The sequence below is a fragment of the Shimia sp. genome (assembly GCF_041624275.1).
GTDB lineage: Bacteria > Pseudomonadota > Alphaproteobacteria > Rhodobacterales > Rhodobacteraceae > Shimia.
This window is the reverse complement of record NZ_JBFJVE010000178.1, coordinates 1-6,041: the sequence shown is the minus strand read 5'-3', so window position 1 is coordinate 6,041 and position 6,041 is coordinate 1. Positions and strand designations below refer to the sequence as shown.

At 64.3% G+C, this 6,041-nt stretch carries 6 protein-coding genes; 1 reads left to right on the top strand and 5 read right to left on the bottom strand.

Annotated elements, in window-relative coordinates; all coding sequences use genetic code 11:
* Window positions 1-64 precede the first annotated feature (64 nt).
* From ABZD10_RS12670 to ABZD10_RS12655, 4 genes are all read right to left on the bottom strand, one after another.
* Complete coding sequence (locus ABZD10_RS12670; RefSeq protein ID WP_372886976.1) at window positions 65-304, bottom strand: YdcH family protein; 240 nt, start codon at window positions 302-304, stop codon at window positions 65-67.
* A 107-nt stretch (window positions 305-411) separates the two neighbouring features.
* Window positions 412-2,070, bottom strand: a complete 1,659-nt coding sequence (gene betA / locus ABZD10_RS12665) for a choline dehydrogenase (protein WP_372886975.1) — start codon at window positions 2,068-2,070, stop codon at window positions 412-414.
* Window positions 2,071-2,169: 99 nt separating this feature from the next.
* Window positions 2,170-3,621 carry a betaine-aldehyde dehydrogenase gene (betB, locus tag ABZD10_RS12660; protein WP_372886973.1) on the bottom strand — a complete coding sequence of 484 codons (1,452 nt, stop codon included), beginning with the start codon at window positions 3,619-3,621 and terminating at the stop codon, window positions 2,170-2,172.
* 77 nt (window positions 3,622-3,698) lie between these two features.
* On the bottom strand, window positions 3,699-4,907 hold the full coding sequence (locus tag ABZD10_RS12655) for a BCCT family transporter (RefSeq protein WP_372886971.1): 1,209 nt from the start codon (window positions 4,905-4,907) through the stop codon (window positions 3,699-3,701).
* Between the two features lie 156 nt (window positions 4,908-5,063).
* Between ABZD10_RS12655 and betI the strand changes: the two genes are divergently transcribed.
* Complete coding sequence (gene betI / locus ABZD10_RS12650; RefSeq protein WP_372886969.1) at window positions 5,064-5,648, top strand: transcriptional regulator BetI; 585 nt, start codon at window positions 5,064-5,066, stop codon at window positions 5,646-5,648.
* Window positions 5,649-5,725: 77 nt separating this feature from the next.
* Here the strand turns inward: betI and ABZD10_RS12645 are convergent.
* The coding region (locus ABZD10_RS12645) for an EamA family transporter (protein ID WP_372886967.1) at window positions 5,726-6,041 on the bottom strand (316 nt) is incomplete at its 5' end.

Sequence of the window (6,041 nt, the reverse complement as noted above, 5' to 3'; positions counted from 1 at the left end):
GGGCGACGGGTTTCGCCGCCGCCCCATCGGGAGGAGTTGGTGGGAGGAAAGGGGGCAGGCCGGATCAGTTGGCCTTGAGATAGGCGTAGATCTCGTCCTTCAGCGCGCCCCGGCGCTTGCGCAGATCGACCTCGGCCAGCTCTTCGCGCGGCTCGACGTTGGTCTCGGCGCGGTGCACCTTGCGGTTGAGCTCGTGATAGTCTTCGGCCAGCTTGGCGAAATGCGCGTCGGTGGTCTTCAGCGCATGCATCTTCTCGACGAATTCGGGAAATTCTTCGGCCAGCTCGTGAGGGGTGTGGGACATCCAAGGCTCCTTTGTTCTGTCTTTGATGCGAGTCTAGACCGATGGCGCGCGGGCGACCTTGACCGGGGTCAAGACAGAGATCGAAGCGCGCCCGCAAGGGAGGAAAATCAGCGCTGCGACTGCTCCCAGTCCGGGTTGAACCAGGGCGCGTCATTGGCCGGCGCCAGCAGGCCCCTGCCGAGGATGTGATCGGCGGCCTTTTCGCCGGTCATGATCGAGGGCCCGTTGAGGTTGCCATTGGTGATGCGCGGGAAGATCGAACTGTCGGCGACCCGCAGCCCGTCGACGCCGATCACCCGGCACTCGGGGTCGACGACGCTCATCGGATCATCGGCAGCGCCCATCTTGCAGGTGCCGCAGGGATGATAGGCGCTTTCGGCGTGGTCGCGGATGAAGCTGTCAAGCTCGTCATCGCTTTGCAGATTGGCGCCGGGCTGGATCTCGTGTTTGACAAAGGGCGCCATCGCCTCTTGACCGAAGATCTCGCGCGTCAGGCGCAGGCAGGTGCGGAAATCGACCCAGTCCTGCTCGGTCGACATGTAGTTGAAAAAGATGTCGGGCGCGTCCCTGGGATCGCTGCTGCTGAGGGTCACGGCGCCGCGCGAGGGCGAGCGCATGGGGCCGACATGGGCCTGGAAGCCGTGGCCCTCGGCCGCCGCCTGCCCGTCATAGCGCACCGCGATCGGCAGGAAGTGGTACTGGATGTCGGGATAGGAGACGCCGGCGCGCGAGCGGATGAAGGCGGCGCTTTCGAACTGGTTCGAGGCCCCGAGCCCGGTCTTGGTGAACAGCCATTGCGCTCCGATCAGCCCCTTGCCGATCAGGTTCCAGTATTTGTAGAGCGTGATCGGCTGCTTGCTGGCGAACTGCATGTAGACCTCGAGGTGATCCTGAAGGTTCTGCCCCACACCCGGACGGTCGGCGATGACCTCGATGCCGTGTTCCGCGAGATGCGCCGCCGGGCCGATGCCCGAGAGCATCAGGAGTTTCGGCGAATTGAGCGAGCTGGCGGCAAGGATCACCTCGGCATTGGCGCCGATCACCTCGGTCCTGCCGCCGCGCTCGACCTCGACGCCGACGGCGCGGCCGCCCTCGATCACCACCCGCCGCGCGAGGGCGCGGATCAGGGTACAGTTGTCGCGTTTCAGGGCCGGCTTCAGATAGGCATTGGCCGCCGACCAGCGACGCCCTTTCCAGACCGTCATCTCCATCGGGCCGAAGCCCTCTTGCTGCTGGCCGTTATAATCCGAAGTCACCGGGTAGCCCGCCTGACGCCCGGATTCGACAAAGGCCGCGTGCAGCGGGTTGTCGCGGGGGCCACGGGTGATGTGCAAGGGGCCGTCGGTGCCGCGCCACGCGGCATCCCCGCCCTGCCCGCTTTCGTGCCAGCATTCCATGCGGCGGAAATAGGGCAGCACATCGGCATAGCCCCAGCCCGCGGCGCCGCTGTCCTGCCAGTGGTCATAATCGCCCGCGTGACCGCGCACATAGACCATGCCGTTGATCGAGGACGAGCCGCCGATCACCTTGCCGCGCGGGCAGACCAGGCTGCGGTTGCCAAGCTGCGGCTCGGGCCGGGTCTTGTAGCCCCAGTCATAGAGCCCCATGTTCATCGGGTAGCTCAGCGCCGCCGGCATCTGGATGAAGGGGCCGGCGTCGGTGCCGCCATGTTCGATCACCAGCACCTTTTTGCCCGCCTCGGACAGACGATATGCCATGGCGCAGCCTGCGCTGCCCGCTCCGACGATCACATAATCCGCGTTCATCTCGTTCTCCCAAGGCCCTCGTCGGCCCGTCTGTTTTCTGTTCCCGCCGATCCTGCCAGCCGCGGCCGGAGGCTTCGGCGGGCCCTTTCAAAGCGGCGTTCAGAACGCCGCTTCGACGTCTCCCATGCGCACATAGACCGATTTCACCTGGCTGTAGTGCTGGATCGCCTCTTTCGAATTCTCGCGCCCCACGCCCGAGGCCTTGACCCCGCCGAAGGGGGCCTCGACCGGCGCGTCATTGTAGGAATTGATAAAGCAGCTGCCGGCCCTGAGGTCACGGATCACCCGGTGCGCCCGGGTCAGGTCACGGGTGAAGACGCCGGCCGAAAGGCCGAATTCGGTGGCATTGGCGCGGGCCACGACCTCGGTCTCGTCGTCGAACTCGAGCACCGACATCACCGGGCCGAAGATCTCTTCGCGGGCGATGGTCATCCCGTCGGTGACATCGGCAAAGACGGTCGGCTCGACGTAAAAGCCGGGCATGTCGAGCCGCTTGCCGCCGCAGACCAGCGTCGCGCCTTCGTCGATGCCCTTTTGCACATAGCCCATGACGATCTTCATCTGCGCTTCGCTGACCATCGGGCCAAAGCTTACTGCCTCGTCCATCGGATCGCCGACCACCGCGTCGCCGATACGTTCGACCAGACGGCGCAGGAAGGCTTCCTTGATGCCTTTCTGGACGAACACCCGGGTGCCGTTCGAACAGACCTGCCCCGAGGAATAGAAATTGCCGTTGATGGCGCCGCCGACGGCATTCTCGACATCGGCGTCATCAAAGACGATCAGCGGCGACTTGCCGCCAAGCTCCATGGTCACATGCTTCATGCCCGCGGCGGCGGCGGCATAGACCTTTCTGCCGGTCGGCACGGAGCCGGTGAGCGAGACCTTGGCGATGCGCGGATCGCTGACCAGCGCGGCGCCGACCTCGCCAAGCCCTTGCACCACGTTGTAAAGCCCCGCCGGAAGCCCCGCCTCGTGCAGGATCTCGGCCACTTTCAGCGCCGCCAGCGGCGTGGTTTCCGAGGGTTTGAAGATCATCGCATTGCCGCAGGCCAGCGCCGGCGCGCCCTTCCAGCAGGCAATCTGTGTCGGGTAGTTCCAGGCGCCGATGCCGACGCAGACCCCCAGCGGCTCGCGCACAGTATAGACCCAGTCTTCGCCAAGGGGGATGTGCTCGCCGGTCAGGCTGGCGGCCAAGCCGCCGAAATACTCCAGAGCATCTGCACCGCTGGTGGCGTCGGCGACCAGCGTTTCCTGCAGCGGCTTGCCGGTGTCATGGGTTTCCAGCACCGAAAGCTCGTGGTTGCGCGCGCGGATGATGTCGGCGGCGCGGCGCAGGATGCGGCCACGTTCGGTGCCGCTGATCCGGCCCCAGGCGACCTGCGCCGCCTTGGCGCTGGCGATCGCCTGTTCGACGATCTCGGGTGTCGCGGCATGGACGGTGGCGATGACCTCGCCCGTTGCCGGGTAGATCACCGGAATTGCGGCGCCGGCCCTGTCCTCGACATAGGCGCCGTTGATGAAGTGACTGGCCTTGGGTTGCAGGTCCATGGATCCCCCGGAATAGGTGCGGCACGCAGGCCGTTTTCGATGTGACCCCGGCGCAGCGATGCGCCGGGGCGTCTGGCTCAGTGAACGGTCTCGATCCTTTGGAAGTCGAGATCACGATCTTCGGGCGAAGCGGTGATCGCCATCACCTCGCGGCGCTTGAACAGCGCGATGTAGATGACGCAGGCGAAATAGATGCCGATCACCACCGAACCGATCCATTCGATCTGCATCCAGCCCGACTTGAACAGCAGCACGAGGCCGAACAGCACCGCGACGTTGAGCCCCAGATAGACCAGACGCCCGAGGCGCTCGGTGGTGAGGCCGAGGTTGTCGGTATATAGCCGGATCAGCGAGTCCAGCGAGTTGATGACAAAGGTCACCCCCACCACCAGCATCGAGATCGCGATCAGCCCGCCGGTGGCCAGTTCGTTGGCCCAGTAGAAATGCAGCACCGAGAACCAGATCAGCAGCGGGATCGACGGGAACACCAGCAGCGACACGAAGACCTGCCAGGTTTTCAGCCCCCCGACGAAGCGCGAGGTGAACTGGCCGATCATGATCGACCATGCGAACCACCAGAACAGGTAGAACTGGTGATAGTCGTTCAGCGGCAGCACGAACTTGTGGATATTGGTGAAATACTCCCCCGCCAGCGACGCGGTGGCAAAGAGATCGTCGATGCCCATCGCCGCCGCCAGCGCCATGCCAAGGATCAGCGCGAAGAACAGCCAGGTCGAGGCCAGCGACAGGATGCGCACATATTTGATGTCGGTCGAGCTGTAGGCGGCCAGCGCGATGGTCGCCAGCACGATGGCATAGAAATGCCAGCTCAGCGTTTCGCCGTCGCCGATGATGCCCGAGGCATACCAGGGCAGATAGGTCAGGAACAGGTAGCCGGTGAAGGCACAGGTGCCGATGATGACCGCGTTGTTGACGATCTTCACCACGGGTTTCTCGAAAAAGCGCACCCGCGGCTCGACGATGCAGAAATAGAAGGCGGTGAGGAAGTAGAAGGCCCAGATCAGGAAGCCCCAGAAACCGAACTCGATCGCCAAGGGGTTGGCGAAACCATATTCCGGCGCGGTCGCGGTATCGGCATAGACCGGGAATTCGGTCAGCGGGAACATGATCAGCCCGACATCAAGCCCCGATGTGAACAGGATCGCGATGAAGGTGAAAAGATGTACCGGCGTGACGCCGACGTTGCGCAGGTTCCACCATTTCACAAGGCAGAACAGCACCAGAAGCAGCGCCAGGGCGATGCCGATCGAAAGCAGTGTTGTCATAGGTTCCTCCCAGCTGCCGGGCACCTCCCTGCCCGCATGACATGGGCCGCGGTACCACAGGTTTTGGTTTGAGAAAATAAAAAATTAAATATTCATACAAAAAATGACCGTGCAATTTGCCTTGCGGGGGGGCTGCGCAGCGTCCAGAATGCCCCCATGGGCAGGAAGAGAATCCGGGAAATCCGCAACGAAGAGCTGATCAGCGCCACCATCACGGCGGTGTACAAACACGGCTATACCGCTGTGACCATGGCAGAAATCGCCCATGAGGCCGACGCCACCGCGGCCAGCATCAACTATTATTTCGGCTCCAAGGAAAAGCTGCTCGAGGCGACGATGCGGCGCCTGTTCGGGCTGCTGAAATCCAGCCTTCTGGAACGGATCGCCGAGGCCAGAACCCCGCACGAGAGGCTGATGGCGCTGCTGGACGCCAATTTCTCGGACCGGCTTTACACGATCGAACAGTGTTCGCTGTGGGTGCAGTTCTGGGGCAGCGCCCCCTACGTGCCCTCGCTGGCGCGGCTGCACCGTATCAACCGCGCCCGGGTCACCTCGAATTTCCGCGCCGAGCTGAAGGCGCTGCTGCCCGAGTCGCGCCGCGAAACCGTGCGCGAGGCGCTGCAAAGCTACATGGACGGGGTCTGGCTCGAGGCCGCCCAGTCGGCGGTGGCGCCGGACGCGGCCAAGGCCCGCGCCGATGCGCGCCGGGTGGCGCAGCTGCTGCTTGACAGCGACCGCTGAGTCCGGGCCGCCGCCTGCCGGACTCCCCCGCGCGAGACTTGGCGCGGCGATGGGGAATCCGCCCCCCTCGGCCGCGCTCAGACCTTGGTGGCATTCACATCCGGCGTGATCTGGCGGCGCTTCAGCACCGCCTCGCGCCAGGTGATGAAACTGATGGCGCAGATGATCACCAGCCCGCCGACCACCACCCAGAGATCAAGGCTTTCCTCGAAGACCAGCCAGCCCAGCAGCACCGCCCACACCAGTTGCAGGAAACTCACCGGCTGGGTCACCGTGATCGGCGCGGCGGCAAAGGCCAGCGTCATCGTGTAATGGCCCGCAGTGGCGAAACAGGCGACCGCGAACAGGATGGCCAGGTCCCAGGCGGTCGGCGTCACCCAGACCGACCAGGCC

What these genes read in the sequence shown, in the direction of transcription:
- betA (WP_372886975.1), bottom strand. Translation starts at nt 2,070, where the DNA reads ATGAACGCGGATTATGTGATCGTCGGAGCGGGCAGCGCAGGCTGCGCC.
- betI (WP_372886969.1), top strand. Translation starts at nt 5,064, where the DNA reads ATGGGCAGGAAGAGAATCCGGGAAATCCGCAACGAAGAGCTGATCAGC.
- betB (WP_372886973.1), bottom strand. Translation starts at nt 3,621, where the DNA reads ATGGACCTGCAACCCAAGGCCAGTCACTTCATCAACGGCGCCTATGTC.
- ABZD10_RS12670 (WP_372886976.1), bottom strand. Translation starts at nt 304, where the DNA reads ATGTCCCACACCCCTCACGAGCTGGCCGAAGAATTTCCCGAATTCGTC.
- ABZD10_RS12655 (WP_372886971.1), bottom strand. Translation starts at nt 4,907, where the DNA reads ATGACAACACTGCTTTCGATCGGCATCGCCCTGGCGCTGCTTCTGGTG.